We start from the raw sequence: 213 nt of genomic DNA on the forward strand, positions 1-213 counted from the left end.
CGCGGGCGTGATCTTGGGTTGGGGATTGGCACTCATCGCTGATCTCCATGGTTCGGGTGGAAGCCGAGGCGTTGTTGGGCGGCTTTTCTCGCCGCGGCCGCAGCTTCTGGGGTGTCGAAGAAACCCACGTGTGTGCGCTGAGCGCCGCCGATGTAGGCCTTCCAACGCTTCGTAGTCTTGTCCCAGAGAACACCGTTGAAGCCACTGGTATTG

At 61.0% G+C, this 213-nt stretch carries 1 protein-coding gene; it reads right to left on the reverse strand.

The annotated features are described in order from the left end of the window. Positions 1-32: 32 nt before the first annotated feature. A partial coding sequence (locus tag ACM0OP_RS24565) for a hypothetical protein (protein ID WP_414531008.1) occupies positions 33-213 on the reverse strand: 181 nt, incomplete at its 5' end.

Source organism: Nodularia chucula CCY0103 (genome assembly GCF_963923915.1).
GTDB classification, from domain to species: Bacteria; Cyanobacteriota; Cyanobacteriia; order Cyanobacteriales; family Nostocaceae; genus Nodularia; species Nodularia chucula.